This window comes from Paenibacillus tyrphae, assembly GCF_000722545.1.
Classification (GTDB): Bacteria; Bacillota; Bacilli; order Paenibacillales; family NBRC-103111; genus Paenibacillus_G; species Paenibacillus_G tyrfis.
This window is the reverse complement of the sequence record NZ_JNVM01000054.1, coordinates 1-423: the sequence shown is the minus strand read 5'-3', so window position 1 is coordinate 423 and position 423 is coordinate 1. Positions and strand designations below refer to the sequence as shown.

Sequence of the window (423 nt, the reverse complement as noted above, 5' to 3'; positions counted from 1 at the left end):
CCTAGTATCTTGACCGAATCAGATATAATTTTTAAACTCTCCCTATAAGAAAAATATGGGAGGACTTATAGATGAACAAAAAATACGAGATTCGACTCCAAGTAGAGGAACGCGAACAGATTGAGCAACTCCTACACAGCAAGTCTACGTCTAAAGGCATTCGGCATCGTTGCCTCGTACTTCTTCTAGCGACGAAGGGCAGGGAGCGATTCCAACCCAAGCGGAAATCGCCCGCCGCGCAGGAGTCAGCGAAGCCACGGTGTATAACACGGTCAAGGACTACTGCACGCGCGGGATTCGCGAGACCCTGCGTTACCGTGAGCGTGCTGAGCCCGCCCGTCCTTCACAAGTGACCGGGGAAGTCGAAGCCCGAATCATAGCACTGGCTTGCTCCGAACCGCCTCAAGGTTATGCGCGCTGGAC

The 423-nt window shown here is 52.7% G+C and carries 1 protein-coding gene; it reads left to right on the top strand.

The window, feature by feature from the left end:
- Positions 1–169: 169 nt before the first annotated feature.
- The coding region (locus ET33_RS34220; RefSeq protein ID WP_152570747.1) for a helix-turn-helix domain-containing protein at positions 170–423 on the top strand (254 nt) is incomplete at its 3' end.